This window comes from Novosphingobium aeonii (assembly GCF_052279045.1).
In the GTDB taxonomy this organism is placed as follows: domain Bacteria; phylum Pseudomonadota; class Alphaproteobacteria; order Sphingomonadales; family Sphingomonadaceae; genus Novosphingobium.
Map to the genome: position 1 here is coordinate 1,965,612 of NZ_CP176833.1, position 18,704 is coordinate 1,984,315.

At 65.6% G+C, this 18,704-nt stretch carries 20 protein-coding genes; 10 read left to right on the top strand and 10 right to left on the bottom strand.

The genetic code is table 11. The features are described 5' to 3' along the window. Positions 1–44: 44 nt before the first annotated feature. Genes ACLIMP_RS23960 through ACLIMP_RS23970 form a run of 3 tightly spaced genes read right to left on the bottom strand, consistent with a single transcriptional unit; the run spans position 45 to position 2,283 of the window. On the bottom strand, positions 45–794 hold the full coding sequence (locus ACLIMP_RS23960) for an SDR family NAD(P)-dependent oxidoreductase (RefSeq protein WP_324699233.1): 750 nt from the start codon (positions 792–794) through the stop codon (positions 45–47). After that, a complete protein-coding gene (locus ACLIMP_RS23965; protein WP_185999300.1) occupies positions 794–1,342 on the bottom strand; it encodes a cupin domain-containing protein in 549 nt (182 codons plus the stop codon). Before ACLIMP_RS23965 ends, ACLIMP_RS23960 begins: the two co-directional genes overlap by 1 nt. Next, positions 1,339–2,283 carry a fumarylacetoacetate hydrolase family protein gene (locus ACLIMP_RS23970; protein WP_324699231.1) on the bottom strand — a complete coding sequence of 315 codons (945 nt, stop codon included), beginning with the start codon at positions 2,281–2,283 and terminating at the stop codon, positions 1,339–1,341. Before ACLIMP_RS23970 ends, ACLIMP_RS23965 begins: the two co-directional genes overlap by 4 nt. A 173-nt stretch (positions 2,284–2,456) precedes the next feature. Here ACLIMP_RS23970 and hisD point away from each other — a divergent pair, with 173 nt between their 5' ends. From hisD to ACLIMP_RS23995, 5 genes are read left to right on the top strand one after another with little or no spacing between them, the layout of a single operon-like run. Then, on the top strand, positions 2,457–3,788 hold the full coding sequence (gene hisD / locus ACLIMP_RS23975; protein WP_443478497.1) for a histidinol dehydrogenase: 1,332 nt from the start codon (positions 2,457–2,459) through the stop codon (positions 3,786–3,788). Between the two features lie 2 nt (positions 3,789–3,790). Next, positions 3,791–4,546 carry an SDR family NAD(P)-dependent oxidoreductase gene (locus ACLIMP_RS23980; RefSeq protein ID WP_324699229.1) on the top strand — a complete coding sequence of 252 codons (756 nt, stop codon included), beginning with the start codon at positions 3,791–3,793 and terminating at the stop codon, positions 4,544–4,546. A 25-nt stretch (positions 4,547–4,571) separates the two neighbouring features. Continuing rightward, a complete protein-coding gene (locus tag ACLIMP_RS23985; RefSeq protein WP_324699228.1) occupies positions 4,572–5,723 on the top strand; it encodes an alpha/beta hydrolase family protein in 1,152 nt (383 codons plus the stop codon). Between the two features lie 5 nt (positions 5,724–5,728). Further along, on the top strand, positions 5,729–6,136 hold the full coding sequence (locus tag ACLIMP_RS23990) for a VOC family protein (protein WP_054436051.1): 408 nt from the start codon (positions 5,729–5,731) through the stop codon (positions 6,134–6,136). Further along, positions 6,133–6,423, top strand: a complete 291-nt coding sequence (locus ACLIMP_RS23995; RefSeq protein WP_054436050.1) for an antibiotic biosynthesis monooxygenase family protein — start codon at positions 6,133–6,135, stop codon at positions 6,421–6,423. The genes ACLIMP_RS23990 and ACLIMP_RS23995 overlap by 4 nt, the downstream gene beginning before the upstream one ends. Before the next feature lie 8 nt (positions 6,424–6,431). Here ACLIMP_RS23995 and ACLIMP_RS24000 read toward each other — a convergent pair whose 3' ends face one another. The 5 genes from ACLIMP_RS24000 to ACLIMP_RS24020 form a co-directional block, all read right to left on the bottom strand. Beyond that, a complete protein-coding gene (locus ACLIMP_RS24000) occupies positions 6,432–7,403 on the bottom strand; it encodes a nucleoside hydrolase (RefSeq protein WP_324699227.1) in 972 nt (323 codons plus the stop codon). Between the two features lie 92 nt (positions 7,404–7,495). Beyond that, positions 7,496–8,566 carry a VOC family protein gene (locus tag ACLIMP_RS24005; RefSeq protein WP_443478498.1) on the bottom strand — a complete coding sequence of 357 codons (1,071 nt, stop codon included), beginning with the start codon at positions 8,564–8,566 and terminating at the stop codon, positions 7,496–7,498. A 110-nt stretch (positions 8,567–8,676) separates the two neighbouring features. Beyond that, positions 8,677–8,913 (bottom strand): hypothetical protein, encoded by a 237-nt coding sequence (locus ACLIMP_RS24010; protein WP_054436047.1) that lies wholly within the window; start codon positions 8,911–8,913, stop codon positions 8,677–8,679. Then, on the bottom strand, positions 8,913–10,496 hold the full coding sequence (locus ACLIMP_RS24015) for a phytoene desaturase family protein (protein WP_443478499.1): 1,584 nt from the start codon (positions 10,494–10,496) through the stop codon (positions 8,913–8,915). The genes ACLIMP_RS24010 and ACLIMP_RS24015 overlap by 1 nt, the downstream gene beginning before the upstream one ends. After that, positions 10,493–11,305 (bottom strand): SDR family NAD(P)-dependent oxidoreductase, encoded by an 813-nt coding sequence (locus ACLIMP_RS24020; protein ID WP_324699225.1) that lies wholly within the window; start codon positions 11,303–11,305, stop codon positions 10,493–10,495. The genes ACLIMP_RS24015 and ACLIMP_RS24020 overlap by 4 nt, the downstream gene beginning before the upstream one ends. A gap of 104 nt (positions 11,306–11,409) precedes the next feature. On the opposite strand from ACLIMP_RS24020, the gene ACLIMP_RS24025 reads away from it, so the two are divergent. Beyond that, the gene (locus ACLIMP_RS24025; protein WP_443478500.1) at positions 11,410–11,856 is read left to right on the top strand and encodes a winged helix-turn-helix transcriptional regulator; all 447 of its coding nucleotides are present in this window, start codon (positions 11,410–11,412) and stop codon (positions 11,854–11,856) included. Between the two features lie 20 nt (positions 11,857–11,876). Here ACLIMP_RS24025 and ACLIMP_RS24030 read toward each other — a convergent pair whose 3' ends face one another. Together ACLIMP_RS24030 and ACLIMP_RS24035 are read right to left on the bottom strand one after the other, a co-directional pair. Next, positions 11,877–12,779 (bottom strand): SDR family NAD(P)-dependent oxidoreductase, encoded by a 903-nt coding sequence (locus ACLIMP_RS24030; RefSeq protein WP_324699223.1) that lies wholly within the window; start codon positions 12,777–12,779, stop codon positions 11,877–11,879. Between the two features lie 11 nt (positions 12,780–12,790). Continuing rightward, the gene (locus ACLIMP_RS24035) at positions 12,791–13,717 is read right to left on the bottom strand and encodes an SDR family NAD(P)-dependent oxidoreductase (protein WP_185999291.1); all 927 of its coding nucleotides are present in this window, start codon (positions 13,715–13,717) and stop codon (positions 12,791–12,793) included. 137 nt (positions 13,718–13,854) lie between these two features. On the opposite strand from ACLIMP_RS24035, the gene ACLIMP_RS24040 reads away from it, so the two are divergent. From ACLIMP_RS24040 to ACLIMP_RS24055, 4 genes are all read left to right on the top strand, one after another. Further along, on the top strand, positions 13,855–15,270 hold the full coding sequence (locus ACLIMP_RS24040; RefSeq protein WP_185999290.1) for an MFS transporter: 1,416 nt from the start codon (positions 13,855–13,857) through the stop codon (positions 15,268–15,270). Positions 15,271–15,317: 47 nt separating this feature from the next. Then, positions 15,318–16,082, top strand: coding sequence for a nuclear transport factor 2 family protein (locus tag ACLIMP_RS24045; RefSeq protein ID WP_054436042.1), 765 nt, complete (start codon positions 15,318–15,320; stop codon positions 16,080–16,082). Between the two features lie 82 nt (positions 16,083–16,164). Continuing rightward, positions 16,165–17,595: an NAD-dependent succinate-semialdehyde dehydrogenase gene (locus ACLIMP_RS24050; RefSeq protein ID WP_185999289.1), complete on the top strand. Its 1,431-nt coding sequence runs from the start codon at positions 16,165–16,167 to the stop codon at positions 17,593–17,595. A 4-nt stretch (positions 17,596–17,599) separates the two neighbouring features. Continuing rightward, entirely contained in the window at positions 17,600–18,697 is a 1,098-nt protein-coding gene (locus ACLIMP_RS24055; RefSeq protein WP_231635705.1) for an amidohydrolase family protein, read from the top strand. The last annotated feature ends 7 nt before the right edge of the window (positions 18,698–18,704 follow it).

The following is an 18,704-nucleotide window of genomic DNA, read 5'->3' on the forward strand; positions in this document are numbered from 1 at the left end:
CCTTCGGCCGGTTCTCTTTCCGGCCTGATATCAAAGCGCTTTTTTCAGCTACCGTCGGTTATCAGCGTGCCGCCGTCCACCACGAGGTTGTGCCCGGTGACGAAAGCCCCTGCGTCGGAAGCCAGGAACACGGCAGCGCCTGCGACCTCCTGCGGCATGCCGGGGCGGCGAAGCGGCGTCATCGCCATGCGGCGGGCCATGAAGGCCTCGTCCGCCAGCAAAGGTCCTGACAGTTCGGTTGCGATGAAACCGGGCGAGATCGCATTCACGCGCACCCCGCGCGGCCCCCACTCCACCGCCAGATTACGCGCCAGTTGCGCAACACCCGCCTTGGCGAGAGCATAAGCGTTGATTCGCCCGTTGCCCCTCAGCCCCGAAAGGCTGGAAACCAGCACCGCAACCCCGCCGCCGCGCTCCGCGATTTTCGGCAGGGCCAGATTGCAGAGCGCGACCTGACTGGTAAGATTGATCGCCATGACACGGGCATAGTCGGCCATGTCGAGATCGGCGAAAGGCCCCGCCCTGCCGGTGATCCCGGCATTGCAGACAAGCACGTCCAGCCCGCCGAATTCAGCCACCGCGCGATCCACCAAAGCGACCAGCGCCGCATCGTCGGTCACATCGCAAGGCTGGCCCGGCATCTCGAGTTCGGCAGCGACGCGTGCGGTGTCCTGCGCATCCTCGCTGGAGATCACCACGCGCGCGCCTTGTGCGATCAGCCCCTCGGCAATGGCACGCCCGATCCCGCGTGTGGAGCCGGTGACGATCGCGCTTTTGCCGGAGAGGTCGAACATCAGCCCTTGTCCGCCGCCGCGTTGTAGACCGGATCGACCTGCTCGGGCTTGGCCTCGTCCAGCGGCACGCCGTTGTGGAGATAGGCCGGTGCCTCGATCAGGATGAAGGCGATCCGGCAAACCTCTGCGGTAGTATTGCGCCAGAGATGGTTGGTCCCGCGCTGGACGATGATGCCGCCTTCGCGCACAATCGTCTTGCGGCCGTCTTCCAGCTCCAGTTCGATCGCGCCCTTCAGCACGATGCCGTAGTCGATCGAGTTGGTGCGGTGCATAGGGCTCTGCTTGCCCGGCAGCATATCGACCACGCGGATCACCGATCCACCTTCGAGCGTGGTGCCGGTGGGGCGTTCGCGGCCTTCGGTCTCGTCGTTGTTGTCCGCAGGTACAGTGGCGGTGGTCCAGATCGTCAGGAACGAGGCATCGCCCGAGGGGATCATCTTCGTTGGCGTCACGTCCTCAGAGCGGAACACCGCGCGGCCTTGCGCATCATGCCCGGTAACGACGCGCTGGATCGGCGGCAGGCCGGAATCGGAAAGAACTTCACTCATGCCTTTACGACCTTCTGTTCGATGACGCCGAACGGCGCGCGGCCATCGGCAAGGGTTCCCTGCATCCGCACGGTGTCGCCAAAGCGCATGAATTCGGTGCGGGGCTCTCCGAAATCGACCAGTTCGATCCCGCGCCGCTCGGCGATGCAGGAGGAGCCGATCTCGCGGTAATTCTCATTGGAAACGGTGCCCGATCCGATCACCGTGCCCGCCACCAGATCGCGCGTGGCACAGGCGTGGGCGACCAGCTCGTGGAAACCATGCCCCATCGGCTCGCCATTGGCGGCGCCAAAGCGCTGGCCGTTCCAGTCCACCAAGAGGTCCATGCAGACGCGGCCATTGCGCCACGCACCGCCCAGTTCTTCCGGCGTGACCGCGAAGGGCGCCATCGAACAGGGCGGCTTGGCCTGAACCCAGCCGAAGCCGGTCTTCATCTCCGGCCCGGCCAGTTTGCGCAGCGACCAGTCGTTGATCTGCACGATCAGGCGGATGTGCTTCATGCAGTCTTCGGCGGAGGTCCCCATCGGCACGGCGTCGACGATCACGCCGAACTCGCCTTCGAAATCGATGCCGTTCTCTTCGCTGAGGAAACGCACGTCCTCGGCAGGGCCGTAGAACTTGTCGGAAGTACCCTGATACATCAGCGGCTTGCCGGTCTTCACCGGCACCACGCCGAGTGCCTTGTCCATCAGTTCGCCGTGGCAGGCGAAGGCCGAGCCATCGAGCCACTGCCACGCACGCGGCAGCGGCGCGCGCAGCAGCGCGGCATCCAGCGCTTCGGGAAATTCCGAAATCTCGGCCAGCACGGGTGCGACGAAGGCCCAGCTTTCCATCGTCTGTTGCAGCGTATCCACAGGCGCAGGCGCGAAACGGTCGCCCTCGGGCGAAACGACGACGAGGCGCCCGTCGGGGGTGCCGTCATCGAGAGTGGCGAGGCGCATTGTTCCTTGTTCTCCCGGAATGCTCTTTGCTTGGAAGAACGGCTAGCGAAGCCCCCCTGCGGCAACAACGGCATAGGATCGATAGCAAGCCATCGATAACATGCGATGGTCCCCGCTCGCCCGCCGGCGCTAGGTCCGATGAAAATCACGTCACACCGGATCGGGAGAATACAATGGCCACCTGGCTGAAGCGCGGCGCCACTGCCGAGGCAAAGGCAGACGCGGATCGCAAGGTTCGCGACATCGTCGAGGCGGCGCTTGCCGATATCGAGAAGCGCGGCGACGAAGCGGTGCGCGAGATGTCCATCAAGTTCGACGGCTGGGACCGCGACGACTATCGCCTTTCGCAGGCCGAGATCGACGCCTGCGTCGACAGCCTGAGCCCGCAGGAACGCAAGGACATCGAGTTCGCGCAGGCACAAGTGAAGAACTTCGCACAGATCCAGCGAGATTCGATGAAGGACGTAGAAGTCGAGACGCTGCCCGGCGTCGTGCTGGGCCACAGGAACATTCCGCTCGGTTCGGCCGGCTGCTACGTGCCCGGCGGCAAGTATCCGCTGCTCGCCTCCGCACACATGTCGGTGATCACCGCTAAGGTCGCGGGGGTAAAGCGCGTCGTGACCTGCGCCCCGCCGTTCCAGGGCAAGCCGGCGCGCGCCATTGTCGCAGCCCAAGCCATGGCCGGGGCCGATGCGATCTATGCGCTGGGCGGCATTCAGGCCGTCGGCGCGATGGCGATCGGCACGCAGAGCATCGATCCGGTCGATATCCTCGTCGGCCCCGGCAATGCCTTCGTCGCCGAAGCCAAGCGCCAGCTTTTCGGCCGCGTCGGCATCGACCTCTTCGCCGGGCCGACCGAAACGCTGATCATTGCCGACGAGATCGGCTGCGACCCCGAAATCGCCGCCACCGATATCCTCGGGCAAGTCGAGCACGGGCCTGACAGCCCCGGCGTGCTGCTGACCAATTCCGAGAAGTTCGCCCGCGCCACCATGGCCGAGATCGAGCGACTGCTCCAGATCCTCCCCACCGCCGATCATGCCCGCAAGGCCTGGGAGAACTTCGGCGAAGTGATCGTGGCCGACAGCTACGAGGAGATGGTCAACATCGCCGACGAGATCGCCAGCGAGCACGTGCAGGTGATGACCGCCGATCCGGACTACTTCCTCCAGAACATGACCAATTACGGCGCGCTGTTCCTGGGGAGCCGCACCAATGTCAGCTTCGGCGACAAGGTGATCGGCACCAACCACACGCTGCCGACGAAGAAGTCCGCGCGCTACACGGGAGGCTTGTGGGTCGGCAAATTCCTGAAGACCTGCACCTACCAGCGCGTCACCACCGATGAGGCTTCGGCGCTGATCGGCGAATATTGCTCGCGCCTCTGTGCGCTGGAGGGCTTCGCGGGGCACGGCGAGCAGGCGAATATCCGCGTGCGCCGCTTTGGCGGGCGCAACGTGCCTTATGCCGGTCAGGCCGAACCGACGCCCGAAACGGCAGCCTGACCATGGCGATCCCGCAAACGCCAAGCCTGCGCCTTGACGGGCGGCGGGCTCTGGTGACCGGGGCGGGCCGGGGCATCGGCCTTGGCGCCGCGGCCGCACTGGCGGCAGCGGGCGCGGAGGTCACCCTGGTCGCCCGCACCTCGGCAGAGATCGACGCGGCTGCCGCCGAGATCGGAAATGGCGCCAAGGCCGCGACGCTCGACGTTTCGGACCTCGGCGCCGTTGCAGCATTCTTCGCGGACCGCGCGCCGTTCCACGTCCTCGTCAACAATGCCGGCACCAACCGCCCCAAGCCGATGTGGGAGGTGAGCGAGGACGATTACGACGCCGTGCTCGACCTCAATCTCAAGTCCGCCTTCTTCGTGGCGCAGGCCTGCGTGACGCGGATGATCGATACCGGCACGCCGGGCAGCCTGATCCACATGGGCAGCCAGATGGGGCACGTGGGCGGACCGAACCGCACGCTTTACTGCGCCAGCAAATGGGCGCTGGAGGGCATGAACAAGGCCATGGCGCTGGACCTTGCCCCGCACGGCATCCGCTCCAACACGATCGCGCCCACTTTCATCGAAACCCCGCTGACCCGGCCGTTCTTCCAGGATGAGGCGTTCAAAGCCAGCGTGCTTTCCAAAATCAAGCTCGGCCGCATCGGTCAGGTGGAGGATCTGATGGGCGCGGTGCTGTTCCTCGCCTCCGACGCTTCCGCGCTGATGACCGGCACCAGCCTTGTCGTCGATGGCGGCTGGACCGCCGAATAATCATCTGAAAATCGCAGGATAAATCATGTTCGAACCGTTCCCCGGAAACTACGTCTGGAACCTCGCCACCAACCTCGCGCTCGCCTGTGGCGGCAATTATGGTGAGATCGACGAGGCCAACCGCCCGATCATGGAAGCGAGCAAGGCCGGCGCCGATGCCGGTTCCGCGCAGATGTTCGATAGCTGGATCGCCGTCGCCGATCAGGTCACGGCCAATGCGGAAGGCGACGAGGCCGCCGGTTACCTGCTCTCCGCCGGCACCAAGTACTTGCGCGCCTCCGGCTACTACCTCGCTGCCGAACGGATGCAGAGCCGCGACTATGCCCCGCGCTGGGCGGCCTATGACAAGGGTCTGGAGCTGTTCCACAGGGGCGCGAAGCTGCGCGGGCTGCATGTCGACAAAGTGGAAATTCCCTACGAGGACGGCGCCTACACCGCCATTTTCGTCCACGACGGTTCGGGCACGCCGCGCCCCACGCTGGTCTCGGTCAACGGGCTCGATTCGATGAAGGAGCAGGTCTGCATGGCGGGCCATGGCCAGTCGAACCTGGAGCGGGGGATGAACACCCTGTTCGTGGACCAGCCCGGCACCGGCGAGGCAATCCGCAAGCGCCGCCTTCCCGCCGTGTTCGACGGTGAGCGCTGGGGCACGCCCGCGCTCGAATACCTGCTGACGCGCAGCGATGTGATCCACGACCGGATCGGCATTTTCGGCCTCTCCTTCGGCGGCTATCACGCGCCGCGCATCGCCGCCAACGAGCCGCGCTATGCGCTCTGCGCGGTGATGGGCGCCAACCACGTCTGGGGCCGCCGCCAGCGCGAGCGCCTCGCCAACGAGGGCGAGAACCCGGTGCCGCACTACTGGGATCACGTCATGTGGGTCTTCGGCATCGAAGACCGCGACGCTTTCCTCGAATATGCCGACCAGATCACGCTCGACGGGCAGGTGGAGAAAATCCGCGTGCCCTTCCTCGTCACCCACGGCGAGAACGACCGCCAGATCCCCGCCTTCAACGCGCAGCTCAGCTACGATCAGGCGGTGAACAGCCCCAGGCGCACGCTCCGCATCTTCACCAGGAAGGATTTCGAGGTAGAGCACTGCGGCGCCGACAACGGCACCGGCATGCGCGACTATATCGCCGACTGGTGTGCCGAAACCTTCTCGGAAATGGGCTGATCCAGATGGCCGAATTCACCTTCCACCACGGCGGCGTTTCCGTCCCCAGCCTTGACGAGGCGATCGACTGGTACGGCCGCGTGCTCGGCTTCGAGGTCGAGAAAAAGTTCTATATCGAGGCGGCGAAATCCCGCACCGCCATGGTCCGCAAGGGCCCGCTGCGGTTCGAGATCTTCGAGGTGGAAGGTGCCGCCGCCCTCCCCGAAGACCGCCGCTTCCCCCCGCGCGATCTCAAGACCCATGGCAACAAGCACGTTGCCTTCCGGGTGGAAGACCTCGAAGTGTTCCTGACGGAAATGGCGGAAAAGCACGCGGACGTGGCATTCGTGGTGCGGGAGGCCTTCGGCAAGGGCTGCTTCATCCGCGACTGCGCGGGCAACCTGATCGAATTCGTCGAGGAGCCGAGCCTGTGATCCACGAAATCGCCACCCTCACCATCGACCCGGCGCGCGCCGCCACCTTCGAGGCGGCCGTTGCCAAGGCCCGCCCGCATTTCGAAGCGGCCAAGGGCTTCGTCTCCTTCGCACTGCACCGCTCGGTGGAGAATCCCGCGCGCTATCACCTCGTGGTCGGCTGGGAGAGCGTAGAGGCCCACATGGTCGATTTCCGCGAGTCCGAAGGTTTTCAGGCCTGGCGCGCGCTGGCAGGACCCTTCTTCGTCGAAGCCCCCTCGGTCGAGCATTTCGTGCAGGCCTGCTGAGCTAAACTTCACCTGCGCGCGTGGAGCCGCATCAGGGCAAAGAAATCTCCGAACGTAAGCCGCGCATCCAGCGTTCGGAACACGCGCAAGGTCCGGCCCGCGATTTCCTCGCCATACGTGCAGTCCGCCTTGATCCGCCGGGCTTGCAGATCGACATGCAGGCTGCTCTCCTGCGAAATCGCGCTGAGCAACACGGTCGGGCTGTCGCCGAGCGGCCAGCTTCCGCCCACATCGACGAACGACGGCGGCGTCGTGAAACGGTCGTAGAGCCATTCGCCGAAGGGCGAGATCGGCCGAAGCTGCTCGGCCAGTTCCGCGACCGAGAACTGCATCTGCCGATAGGCATCCTGCGGAATCTGCCAGACCGGCACTTTCGACTGCTCGATCACGATCTGTGCGGCGGCGATGTCGGCGGAAAGATTGTATTCCCAGCCGCCCGCCGGATAGGCGCCGCCGCCGATCCAGATCACCGTCATGCGTCCGGCGATCTTCGGTTCAAGGCGCAGCGCCGCCGCAAGGTTGGTGAGCGGGCCGCCGCAAGTGAAGTAGAGCGGCAGGGGATCGTCGCGCATGGCCTCGGCCACAATGGCCCGCGCCGCAGCGCTCGCCTCGGGCTGGACGGCGCCCAGCAGTTCCGATCCGGCCATCACCGGCGGCGCCTTTGCGACCCCCGCGCGGCGGATGAGTTCCTTCGCCACGGCGCGTCCGGCAGCAGCCGTGGTTCCGGCAGGTGCATCGCCCAGCAGCTTCGGATCGAGCGCGGACGCAGTGACAAGCACGGTATGGGTACGGGGCGACAGTAACTGGTGCGCCAGCGCGACCAGACCGTCCGGATCGCCGGCGAAATCGTTGTCCACGATGACCCGTGCCGACGCCTTCTGCGGGATCCGGCGATAGGTTTCCGCACGGCCGAGACCCGGAAGCAGCGCGCTCCCCACCATCACCCCGCAGGACGCGACGAAACTGCGACGTGATGGCACGCACCTCTCCCATTCAAGAATTATCATTCCAATTTATACGGCTGAGGCCGGCATGCAAGTCGCAAGCCGGCCGATCCGTCAGCCCCGCACCGTCAAAGCGCGTGCTCGTCGTCCTCGGTCAGTTCGTTCAGCTTGCCATGGACCGGGAGCTTGCCGGGCCGGGTCTTGCGAAACGGCGCGAAACTGGCGCGATCGGCGTCGAACGCCATGTCCCAGGGAATATTGTCGCCCCGGAAGATCGGCGGGGCATTGTTCGACCAGAGCAGCGAGCCGAAGCGGAAATCCCAGGCGCGCGGCACCCAGTTGTCGTCCAGATAGTCGGTATCGGCGTGGTACTCCGCCTCGCCCGCCTTTCCGGGCATGTCGCAGTAATAGTAGATCGCGCTGGAAATGCGGTGGCGGGATATGCCGCCCGAACTGTTCATGCTCTCGTTCTTCCAGCCCTTTCGCTCCATGATGTTGGCGCCCAGCATGACTTCGTCGATGTCGTCCATGCCAAAGGCGATGTGCATGAATTTGAAGTGGTCGGGCGCGATAGGCAGGTCGCAGTTCACCCAGAAGATCGAATGATGCTCATACGTGCCGTCCGCCCGCGCGAAGATGCCCGAGCCCTTCGAATGATCGACATAACGGAAGCCGAAATGGCGTTCGTAGAATTCGAAGCTGCCGACATAATCGGGAGAGAAGAACACGACGTGATTGATCGTCTTGGGTCTCGCTGCCCGGCGCCAGATGCGGTGCTGGTTGAAGCGCGGATAGCTGGTGGGAGTGTTTACCGGGCTCGCTTCGGAATGGAACACCCGCTTGGCCCACACGCGCAGCGCAATCGGCTGGCCATCGGGGCAGACAGCGTGGACGGCGCCGTCCGCATCGCGGGAAACGGCAACGTCGCGCGCCAGGCTGACGGCAATCGCTTCGAGGCTGTCGGCCGTGTCCACGCCCCAGACGGTTTCCTTGAGGCCGTCTCCGGGAAACGGATCGGGGCTCGGCAGGCGCGCATCGCCGTGGCGCAGGAGGATGACCCTGCTGCCCGATGCGAGGCGGAACACCGTTTCGTCCGCTCCTGCGCTTTCCAGCGGCAGGCCGAAATCGGTCCAGAACCGCGTATGTTCCGCCAGGTCCGTCACCCCGAACAGAACGCTCTCAACTCCCAGAATGCTCATGCTTGTTTCAATCCTGACTGCTCCGGAGTCCCCTTATGGGGGGCCGGAGCAGCCTGGAAAAACGCATGGAATCGGATCGCTGCTATCGAGCCCGCCGATGCCCCGCGCTGTCAGCGGCTCCTGCGAAACAGCAGGCTCAGCAGGAACAGCACCGTCTTCGCGTCAAGCAGTCGGAGCGCCGCGCGTGCCTCCTGCGGCGTGACTTTCGCCACCATCGGCATGGCGCCGAAGATCTTGCCGCGAATGACCAGATTGTCGCCGTCCCGCTCGATCCGGCGCACGGCCATCAGTTCCTTGTCCTGCGCATCGAGGATGCGCATCACCGGAGCCTTCTTCCTGTCCACCATCACACCGCTCCCGCGCAGACCTTGTCGAATTCGATATCGAGGTCATCCATCATCTGGATCGCCGTTGCCCGGCCCGCGCCGAACACCCCGCCGCCCGGATGCATGAACGGCCCGACGAGATAGAGCCCCTCGATCCCCGGAACCCTGAGCGAACCGAGGTCCGGCGTGGGCCGGTGCGCGACGGACTGGTAGAAGAACGGCGCACAGCCATGGATATCGCCCTTGAGGAAGCTGGCCGGGCTGTCCCGCTCATGATCGACGGGGGAGCGGATCAGGCGGCCGGTGATGTTGCCGTCATCGAGGTTCGCGTAGAATTTCCGGTACTGCGCCAGCGCGCGGTCGGCGATCTCCTCCTTGCGTTCGTCCCAAGAACCCGGACCGCCGGGCCAGAGATCATAGGGCGCGAAGTTCACCCCGTAGAACACGCCTGCACCTTCGGGGGCACGGCTGGGGTCGAAGATCGTGTTGTCCCCGCCCGCGATCAGCCGTTCGGACACTTCGCCGCGCCGCAGCTTGTCGTACTCCAGCAGCATGTCGCGCATGGTGTAGAAGTCCATCAGCTCGGTCATCATGGCATTGGTTTCATTGCCGACCTTCAGCCGCAGCCGCTCCTTCAGGGTCAGGTGCGTGAGGTTGATCGAGAAGGTGGACTGGGTGACCCGCTCCGCCCGCTGGAGCACCGGCTCGGGCGTTTCGGCCACGAACTTGCGCAGGACATGCGGATGAATCGCGCCGATCACGCCGTCCTTGGCGGTAAAGGTTTCGCCATCCACCAGTTCGAGGCCGACCGCCTTGCCGCCCGAGACGACGACCCGGCGCACTTCGGCATTGCACCGCACTTCGCCGCCGAAATGCTCGATCGCGCGGACCAGCGCGTGGGAAAGCTGGCCGGAACCGCCCCTGGGCATCGAACAGCCATAGGCGTGGATGATCCCCGGCATCAGGAAAGCACCCATGCCGGTGCCCAGTTCATCGGGCATCTGGAGGTTCTCGGTGACCATGCGCACGATGTGGATGCGCAGGAGGTCGCTTTCGAAGTACTGGTTCACCACGTCGAGCGCCGAACGCTGCATGACATCGAGGAGGAAACGCCCCTCGTCCGACTGGTCCATCATCGCCACGAAGGCCCCCATCGGGAACGGCGGGGCATAGAGGCCGGACATGAACATGGGCAGCGCCGCCATCGAGGCGGTGGCGAACTTGCGATAGGCCTCCGCGTCCCTTGGCGAGAACATGGCGATTTCCTCGCAAGTCCGGTCGAGATCGCGCCACGAGCGCACGATCGTGCCGTCTTCCCAGATCGAGGCATGGGGCAGTTCGGGATAGATGTATTCGAGACCGAACTTGCCCAAGAGGCCCAAATCGTCCTCGCGCAGCATCGGGTTGCCCTGAATCATGATGTGCACGTTGGAGTGTTCGTCATGCCAGAAGCCGGGCTGGATCAGCTCACGCGTGGAAACGCCGCCGCCGTAGTGGGGCTTGCGTTCGAGCACGATCACCTTCTTGCCCGCCTTGGCCATGTAGGCGGCGGCAACGAGGCCGTTGTGCCCTCCGCCCATGACGACGATATCGTATTGGCTCATGCCTCGCCTCCCGCAAGAAAGGCGCGGAACGGGGCGATTCCGGGGACATGGCTTGCGCAGCCGCCATCGGCGACGAGCACCTGGCCCGTGATGTTGCGCGCCGCTTCCGAAGCGAGGAAGGCCACCGCTTCGGCGATGTCGCCGGGCTCGCCCAGCCGATCCCGCAGGGTCTCGTCCTCCACCATCTTGCGAAGCGGCGGGGGGAAGGCTTCCCGCAGGGCGGGCGTCATCGTCATGCCCGGCGCAACGGCATTGCAGCGTATGCCGTGGATGCCGTGGCTGGCCGCGATGGATCGCGTCATCTGGATGACCGCCGCCTTGGAAGAGGCATAGGCGGCCTGGATGACATGGCCCTGCAATGCCAGATTGGTGACCGTGTTGACCACGTTGCCCCGGCTTTCCCGCAAGTGCGGCAGCGCGGCGCGGCAGGCGATCATGGTTCCGCGCACATTGATCCGGTAGGTCCGCTCCCACAGCGCGGTATCCATGCCCTCGATATCGCCATCGTCCCGCGCGATTTCGGGACCGAGCAGCGCAGCATTGTTGTGCAGCACATCGAGCTGTCCGAAGTGGCGCAAGGTGGCGGCGATCATCGTCTCGATCGAGCCTTCGTCCTCGAGATCGAGCGGCACCGCGATCGCACCGGGCAATTCCTCCGCCAGCGCGGTCGCCGCGTCGAAGGCGATGTCGGCAATGGCGACCCTGGCCCCCCGCGCGGTCATGAGGCGCGCGGTGGCGGAACCGATCCCGCCGGCACCGCCGGTTACGATGGCGACTTTTCCGTCGAGGCGGATGGCGTCAATGGCCATGTTTCTCTCCCATGATTGATCTTGCCCGCAAAGGTCATAAAGTGTCGGAAGGCAGCAGGAAGAAGGCACTTTTTTGTGCCCTCGCGATGATGGATGCAGGTAAATTGGAAAGCGGGGAGCAGGGGCGCGGGGAGCAGGAGCGCGGGGGCATCGCCGAACTCGCGGCGGACATGCAGGCGCATGGCACCGCGCGCGACGCCCCGGTGCGCAGCGTCATGGGCCTGCTGGGCGATCGCTGGTCGACGCTGATCCTGCTGGTGCTCAGGACCGGCGAAAGACGCCACGCCGACCTGCGACGCACGCTTTGCGACCTTTCCGAAGAAGGCGACATTTCGCAGCGCGTGCTGACGCTCAAGCTGCGCACGCTCGAACGCGACGGCTTTGCCGAACGAACGGTGAGCGAGGACATACCGCCGCGCGTGACTTATGCCCTCACCCCGCTCGGCGAGGAACTGAGCGACCGGGCGCGCGGCATGATCGACTGGGTGAACCAGCGCCAGCAGGTCATTCGCAGCGCCCGCCTTCGTTTCGACGCGCGCGAGGCGGACTGACACATTCAGCCGCCTCCGCCTTACACCGGCTGCCGGGCCGCCTCCCGCGCCTCCCTGTAGCGCGCACGGCGGCCTTCCTCGATCTTCATGCGCGCGTCGAAGCCGGGATCGGCGGGATAATCCCTGAACTCGCTGATGACCTCGGCAAAGACCTCCGCCAGTTCCTCGCGAAATTCGGGATGGGAAAACACGTAGAACCGGTTCTCCTTCACCGCATCGATGGTGCGCCGCGCGATTACTTCCGGCTCCATGCCAGCCTGATGGACCTGTTCGAGCTGGCCGACGAAGGCCGTGTTCACCGCCTTGGCCCCTGCCTTGAGCGCTTCGGGGCGGATCTCGTCGCTGGCATAGATATGCGTCTTCACCAGACCGGGGCAAAGCATCGAAACTCCGATCCCGTGCGGCGCGAGGCTGTAGCGCAGGGATTCGCTGAGCCCGCGCACCGCGAACTTGGTGGTGTTGTAGATGCCCGGCACCCCGCTGCCGAGGAATGCTGCCATCGAGGCCGTGTTGCAGACATGCCCGCCCTGCCCGCGCTCCTTCATGCGCGGAACGAACGTCGCCACGCCGTTGATCACGCCGTGCAGGTTCACGCCCAGCAGCCAGTCCCAGTCGTCGTAGGAAGATTCGTCGATCGACTGGAACAGGTTCACCCCCGCATTGTTGAACAGCAGGCTCACCGGCCCAAGCTCGCGCTCCACCCGGTCCGCCGCCTCGGCGAAGCCCCCGCGCGAGGACACGTCGAGCGGCACGCCGATCACGGGCTGGTTCTCCAGCGTCTTCAGCGCCTCGGCAATCGCATCCTCGCGCACATCGGCGATGGCCACCTTGCAGCCCTCGGCCAGCAGCGTCCGTGCGAGGCCAAGGCCGACGCCGTTGGCCCCGCCGGTGACGAATGCGGTTCTTCCCGCCAGATCCTTCATCGGCGTCCTCCTCAGGCTTCGGCGCGCTGGTCCGCGCGGAGGCGGTTCTGGCGCGCGATCTCATCGGTGATGGCCGGATTGCGGAACAGAATTGCGAAGGTACGCTTATATTCTTCGTTATCCGGAAGCTGGGTCTGGACTGCTGCCGTGGTGGCTTCCCCGCGCTCGCGCACACCCACCAGGAACTCTCCGTGCGTGAGGATGTAAAGCTCGTCGTTGAGAATGCCCTCCAGCACCCGCTGCCCCACTTCCTCCTTGGTCTGGTAGAGGTGGAAGAACTGCCCGCCCGCCTGGCGGCCCTTGTCGGCCTCGGCATAACCGGTCTCCCCAAGCGCGTCGGGGCGGGTCTGGCTGGCCTGCGCGATGTTGGACTGGACCGCGCCGGGACAGAACGCCGAACAGATCACTCCGCGGGATTCCAGTTCGGGTCTCATGCATTCCATCATGGAGGCGACCGCCGCCTTGCCGGAGGAGTAGATCGTCGTCCCCGGAGCCGGCACGAGCGCCGACATCGAAGCCGTGTTGACGATATGCCCACCTTCGCCATGTGACAGGATTCTGGGCAAAATCGTGACGATTCCGTTGACCGTGCCGCCCAGGTTGACGCCCATTACCCAGTCCCAGTCGGCAAACGTGGCAACGTCGGTCGGGCCGACGACAGCGACGCCGGCATTGTTGCAAAGCAGGTGAATCCTGCCGAACCTGGCCTCTGCCCGATCCGCCGCCGCGGCAAAGGCGGCACGGTCGGTCACGTCCAGCCGGATCGCCAGAACCCGCTCGCCCCCGTCCAGTTCGGCCACCGCTTCGTCAAGATGGTCCTGCCGGATATCGGCGATGGTCACGTTCATGCCCGCGCCCAGCAGCGCCTTCGCAATTCCCAGTCCGATGCCGCTGGCCCCGCCCGTCACGAAAGCGGTCTTCCCCGGAAGATCCTGCATGCCCTCTCTCCTCTCTCGATGTGCTTTTTTCGAATCTGATCTCTTTTGTTCACCATCGAGAGATTGTATGCAAGGCTAACAATCACGAATGAGCCTATGCCGAACACGACAGGGCGAGAGGATGGATGGGAGAGGCCATGGCGGTAGCAGCAGCCAGTATCGCGCCAATCGAGGAACCGGCGCCCGGAACCGCCCCGCAGGGCGCGGAAGAACGCAATTGGCCGGGTTCGGCCTCGGCCTACTGGGCGCTGACGGTGATCGTCCTTGCCACCTTCCTGACCTTCTTCGACCAGGTCGTGTTCGGCATGCTGGCGGAGCGAATCAAGACCGACTTCGGCCTCACCGATTCGCAGCTCGGCTTCCTGGCCGGGCCCGCCAGCATCATCTGCTATCTCTTCGTCGGCATCCCGCTGGCCCGGCTCGCCGATATCTGGCCGCGCAAATATGTGCTGGCAGGCGGGGTCACGGTGATCGGGTTCGTCACGATGCTGGGCGGGATCGCGCAGACCTTCACCCAGTTCGTCGGCAGCCGCGTGTTCCTGGCGGCAGGCGGATCGGCCCATGCGCCCTCGTCCTATTCGCTGATCGCGGACATGTTCCCGCCCAAAAAGATCACCCGCGCCTTCGCGATCCTGCAATTCGGCTTCATCGGCGGATCGACGCTCGGCCCACTGGTGGGCGGCCAGCTCATCGCCCTGACCGCGCACTGGGCGCCGACCGACCTCGGGCCGCTGCGCATCCTGGGCTGGCAGTGGATACTGGTGTGGATCGGGATGCCCGCCTTTCTCATCGCCCTGCTGTTCCTGACCGTGCGTGAGCCGCAGCGGCTGGTCCGTCACGACATCGCATCGCAGATCCCCGAGGGGGCGACGCTCGCCCGCCGCGTCATGACCTTCACCGGCCTCGATGCCGCCAAGGCGATCCGCGCCAACCGCCGGGTCTATTATCCGCTGTTCCTCGGCCTTGCGCTCAGCGCGCTGGAGAGCTTCGGCCTCGCCTTCTGGCGCGTGCCGTTCCTGATCCGCACTTATGGCTGGAACGAGGCGCAGATCGGCGCGGTAACGTCCGTGACCGTGCTGGTTTCCTCGCTGCTCGGGCTGCTGCTGGGCGGTACTTTCGTCGAATGGCTGGCCAGGCGCCACAAGGACGCCAACGTGCGCGCCGCCTTCATCTGCTTTGCGGTGGTGACGGTCTGCTCGATCCTGGCGCCGCTGATGCCAACCGGGCTGCTCTCGATCCTCGTCATGTCCTTCGGCGCGATGTTCGGGATTGCCGGGGCGGTGCCGCAGAACGCCGCGATCCAGCGCGTGGCGCCCAATGCCATGCGCGGCCAGGTGACGGCGATCTACCTGTTCATGTTCACGTTCTTCGGGGCGATGGGCAGCTTCGTGATCGGTCTGGTCGCGCAATACATCGTGGTCGATCCGGCGAAGCTCTGGCTGGCGCTGGAGATCACCGCCGTGGTCCTGCTGCCGCTGGCAACGTTGTGCATCTACCGCGCCATCCGCCCCTATCGCGAGGAGATCGAGCGGCTCGAAGCGCTTGGAATGTAACGATCCTGCCAATTGAAAACCAACAGGACGACAAGGAGAGAACCGAAATGGCCGACACTGACCGGATCAACGCGCTGGAAGCGCAAGTGGCTGAACTGGCGCGCCGCCTCACCGTGCGCGAGGACGAGCTTGACGTGCGCAAGCTCCAGCATCTCTACGGCTACCTGATCGACAAGTGCATGTACAACGAGGTGATCGACCTGTTCACCGAAGATGGCGAAGTGCGCTTCTTCGGCGGCGTGTGGAAGGGCCGGGAGGGCGTGCACCGCCTCTATGTCGAACGGTTCCAGAAGCGTTTCACGCACGGCAACAACGGCCCGATCGACGGCTTCCTGCTCGACCATCCGCAGCTGCAGGACATCGTCACCATCGAGGCGGACGGCGTAACCGCCCATGCCCGCGCCCGCTCGATGATGCAGGCCGGCCGGCACCGCGACTATACCGACCCCTCCAACCCCCTCACCGCCAATGCGCGCCAGTGGTGGGAAGGCGGCATTTACGAGAACACCTACAAGAAGGTGGACGGCGTCTGGCGCATCCATGTGCTCAACTACTTCCCGCACTGGCACGCCGATTTCGACAAGGGCTGGGCCTTCACCGAGGCCGAATACGTGCCCTTCCCCAAGACCCTCTACCCGGAGGACCCCAGCGGCCCCGATGCCCTGATCGAGGATCACTGGCTGTGGCCGACGCACAAGCTGCTGCCGTTCCACCTGCCTCACCCGGTTACCGGAAAGCCCATGGTGGCGGAGCGCTGGCAGGGCGACATCGATCGCGAGAACGCGCGCAGCGCCGCCGTTCCCGCCGAGTAGAGACGCGCAGCGCGCGTCCGCCTGTCCGCCGGGGCTCCCTCCCCGGCGGACAGGCTCCCCATTCCTCCGGTCCAGGTGAGGCATGATCCAGTACCCCGCGCTTTCCATGATCATCGACGGCGAACGCGTATCCGGCGGCACGCGCCGCACGCACGCCGTGCTCAATCCCGCCACCGGCGAAGTGCTGGGCCAGCTCCCGCTTGCCGACGCCGCCGATCTCGACCGCGCGCTGGAGGTGGCCGCCGCCGGCTTCCGCCTCTGGCGAAGATCCACGCCGCAGCAGCGCGCCGATGTGCTGCAGGGCGCCGCGCGGCTGATGCGCGAGCGGTGCGAGGAGATCGCCCATGTCGCCGTGCTCGAACAGGGCAAGACCCTGAGCGAGGCCCGCGTGGAAGTGGGCATGAACATCGGCCTGTTCGAATTCTACGCCGGAGAGTGCTTCCGCCTTTACGGCCGCGCGCTGGTGCGCCCGGAAGGGATGCGCTCTACCGTGGTCCATGAACCGGTAGGCCCGGTCGCCGCATTCGCGCCGTGGAACTTTCCCATCGGCAACCCCGGCCGCAAGCTTGGCGCACCGATCGCGGCGGGGTGCTCGGTCATCCTGAAGGCGGCGGAGGAAACCCCGGCCTCGGCGCTCGCGGTGCTGCAGTGCCTGCTCGACGCGGGCCTTCCGCCGGCGGCGGCGCAAGCCGTGTTCGGCGTGCCGGACGAAGTGAGCCGCCACCTGCTGGCCAGCCCGGTGATCCGCAAGCTCTCCTTCACGGGATCGACCACGGTGGGCCGCCACCTTGCGAAACTCGCCGCAGACGACCTCAAGCGCACGACCATGGAACTGGGCGGGCACGGCCCGGTGCTGGTCTTCGCCGACGTGGACCTCGACCGCGTGCTCGATACCGTGGTGAGCCACAAGTATCGCAACGCCGGGCAGGTCTGCGTCTCGCCCACCCGCTTCATCGTCGAGGATGCGGTGTTCGAGGATTTCCGCGAAGGCTTCGCCCGCCGCGCGCGCGGGTTGAAAGTGGGAGACGGCCTTGCGCCGGAGAGCCAGGTCGGCCCGCTCGCCAATCCGCGGCGGGTCGAGGCCATCGACGCACTCGTGCGCGAGGCGGTGGCGGCGGGCGCCCGGCTTGAGGCAGGCGGCGAGCGGATCGGCAACCGCGGCTTCTTCTATGCCCCCACCGTGCTGTCCGACACGCCCCTCTCCGCGCGGATCATGAACGAGGAGCCGTTCGGCCCCGTCGCGCTCATCAACCGCTTCTCCGGGGAGGAGGCAATGATCGAGGAGGCCAACCGCCTGCCCTATGGGCTCGCCGCCTATGCCTGGACCGGCGACGGGGCACGGCAGAAACGCCTCGCCGCGCAGATCGAAACCGGAATGCTCGGCATCAACACCACCATGATCGGCGGCGCCGATGCGCCGTTCGGCGGGGTCAAATGGTCGGGACATGGGCACGAGGACGGACCGGAAGGCGTCATGGCCTGCCTCGTCACCAAGGCCGTCCACGAAGGATAAGAGGATGGGATCGCAGATGATCGACGAATTGCCGGCCACCACGCCCGAAACCGGCGCCCTCAGGACCGGCGGCAGGCAGGGCTACCTGCGCATCGCCACCGAGGAAGCCTTCGCCACGCGCGAACAGATCGACGTCTACTTGCGCATGGTGCGCGACGGCACGGCGGACCGGGGCATGACCTCGCTCTGGGGGTTCTATGCCCAGAGCCCCAGCGAACGCGCGATGCAGATCATCGAGCGCCTGCTCGATCTCGGCGAGCGCCGCATCGCCGACATGGACGCGACCGGCATCGACAAGGCCGTGCTCGCGCTCACTTCGCCGGGCGTCCAGCCCCTGCTCGACCTGGACGAGGCGCGCGGCATCGCGCTTTCCGCCAACGACCTGCTGGCCGAACGCTGCGAGGCCCACCCGGATCGCTTCATCGGCATGACCGCCGTGGCGCCGCAGGACCCGGAATGGTCCGCCCGCGAAATCCGGCGCGGCGCTTTCGAGCTGGGTTTCCGGGGCGTGCAGATCAACAGCCACACGCAAGGCCGCTATCTCGACGATCCTGCCTTCGACCCGATCTTCCGCGCGCTGGCCGATACCGACCAGCCGCTTTACATCCATCCCGGCACGCCGCCCGACGCGATGATCGGACCGCTGCTCGAATCCGGGCTGGACGGCGCGATCTACGGCTTCGGCGTGGAAACCGGGATGCACCTGCTGCGGCTCATCACCATCGGCATCTTCGACCGCTATCCCGACCTCCAGATCATGGTCGGCCACATGGGCGAGGCGCTGCCATACTGGCTCTACCGGCTGGACTACATGCACCAGGCCGGAATCCGCTCCCAGCGCTACGAACGGATGAAGCCGCTCAACAAGACCATCGCCGAATACTTCCGCAGCAACGTGCTGGTGACGTGCAGCGGGATGGCCTGGGAACCGGCGATCCGTTTCGCCCAGCAGGTCATGGGCGAGGACCGGGTGATGTACGCCATGGACTATCCCTATCAGTACGAAGCCGGAGAGGTCCGCGCGCTCGATGCCATGGACATGGCTCCGGAGGTGAAGCGCAAGTTCTTCCAGACCAACGCCGAACGCTGGTTCGCCCTGTGAAGGCAGA

What these genes read in the sequence shown, in the direction of transcription:
- ACLIMP_RS24040 (WP_185999290.1), top strand. Translation starts at nt 13,855, where the DNA reads ATGGCGGTAGCAGCAGCCAGTATCGCGCCAATCGAGGAACCGGCGCCC.
- ACLIMP_RS24015 (WP_443478499.1), bottom strand. Translation starts at nt 10,496, where the DNA reads ATGAGCCAATACGATATCGTCGTCATGGGCGGAGGGCACAACGGCCTC.
- ACLIMP_RS24045 (WP_054436042.1), top strand. Translation starts at nt 15,318, where the DNA reads ATGGCCGACACTGACCGGATCAACGCGCTGGAAGCGCAAGTGGCTGAA.
- ACLIMP_RS24050 (WP_185999289.1), top strand. Translation starts at nt 16,165, where the DNA reads ATGATCCAGTACCCCGCGCTTTCCATGATCATCGACGGCGAACGCGTA.
- ACLIMP_RS23965 (WP_185999300.1), bottom strand. Translation starts at nt 1,342, where the DNA reads ATGAGTGAAGTTCTTTCCGATTCCGGCCTGCCGCCGATCCAGCGCGTC.
- hisD (WP_443478497.1), top strand. Translation starts at nt 2,457, where the DNA reads ATGGCCACCTGGCTGAAGCGCGGCGCCACTGCCGAGGCAAAGGCAGAC.
- ACLIMP_RS23960 (WP_324699233.1), bottom strand. Translation starts at nt 794, where the DNA reads ATGTTCGACCTCTCCGGCAAAAGCGCGATCGTCACCGGCTCCACACGC.
- ACLIMP_RS23980 (WP_324699229.1), top strand. Translation starts at nt 3,791, where the DNA reads ATGGCGATCCCGCAAACGCCAAGCCTGCGCCTTGACGGGCGGCGGGCT.
- ACLIMP_RS23990 (WP_054436051.1), top strand. Translation starts at nt 5,729, where the DNA reads ATGGCCGAATTCACCTTCCACCACGGCGGCGTTTCCGTCCCCAGCCTT.
- ACLIMP_RS24030 (WP_324699223.1), bottom strand. Translation starts at nt 12,779, where the DNA reads ATGAAGGATCTGGCGGGAAGAACCGCATTCGTCACCGGCGGGGCCAAC.
- ACLIMP_RS24035 (WP_185999291.1), bottom strand. Translation starts at nt 13,717, where the DNA reads ATGCAGGATCTTCCGGGGAAGACCGCTTTCGTGACGGGCGGGGCCAGC.
- ACLIMP_RS24055 (WP_231635705.1), top strand. Translation starts at nt 17,600, where the DNA reads ATGGGATCGCAGATGATCGACGAATTGCCGGCCACCACGCCCGAAACC.
- ACLIMP_RS23985 (WP_324699228.1), top strand. Translation starts at nt 4,572, where the DNA reads ATGTTCGAACCGTTCCCCGGAAACTACGTCTGGAACCTCGCCACCAAC.
- ACLIMP_RS23970 (WP_324699231.1), bottom strand. Translation starts at nt 2,283, where the DNA reads ATGCGCCTCGCCACTCTCGATGACGGCACCCCCGACGGGCGCCTCGTC.
- ACLIMP_RS24010 (WP_054436047.1), bottom strand. Translation starts at nt 8,913, where the DNA reads ATGGTGGACAGGAAGAAGGCTCCGGTGATGCGCATCCTCGATGCGCAG.
- ACLIMP_RS24005 (WP_443478498.1), bottom strand. Translation starts at nt 8,566, where the DNA reads ATGAGCATTCTGGGAGTTGAGAGCGTTCTGTTCGGGGTGACGGACCTG.
- ACLIMP_RS24020 (WP_324699225.1), bottom strand. Translation starts at nt 11,305, where the DNA reads ATGGCCATTGACGCCATCCGCCTCGACGGAAAAGTCGCCATCGTAACC.